Origin of the sequence: Marinifilum sp. JC120 (genome assembly GCA_004923195.1) — a bacterium.
Taxonomy (GTDB): domain Bacteria; phylum Desulfobacterota; class Desulfovibrionia; order Desulfovibrionales; family Desulfovibrionaceae; genus Maridesulfovibrio.
In genome coordinates this window covers 1-475 of the sequence record RDSB01000184.1, presented here as the reverse complement: position 1 = coordinate 475, position 475 = coordinate 1, and the positions used below count along the sequence as shown (strand labels likewise).

Sequence of the window (475 nt, the reverse complement as noted above, 5' to 3'; positions counted from 1 at the left end):
TGAAGGACTGAAACACAATCTGCTAAGCATAAGTCAACTCTGTGACAAAGGATTYCTCGTAGAYTTCAAGGAAGAAAAGTGCATCTTAAAAGACARAAATGGAAATCATCTGTTATCTGCCGATAGAAGTGGAAACTTGTATGTCYTGGACATGTCATCYGCATCTTCCGATGGARTTTCYTGCTTCTACTCAAAAGCTTCTTCTGAGGAAAATTGGCTATGGCATAAAAGATTRTCACMTCTGAACTTCAAGACAATAAATATTCTTGCCAAAAAGGAATTGGTCWAGGGTCTTCCTAAAAAGGAGTATATCAAAGAGGGACTTTGTGCAGCKTGTGAAAAAGGGAARCAKAAAAGAACATCACACAAGTCTAAGGAGCAGTTTTCAATCACAACTCCATTACATTTACTACACATGGATTTGTTTGGTCCTATAAATGTACTGAGTATGTCAAAGAAGAGGTACACTCTAGTT

General features: G+C 37.4%; 1 protein-coding gene. It reads left to right on the top strand.

Annotated elements, in window-relative coordinates:
- Positions 1-475, top strand: a 475-nt coding sequence (locus D0S45_20825; protein TIH05232.1) for a hypothetical protein, incomplete at both ends; no start/stop codon positions are given.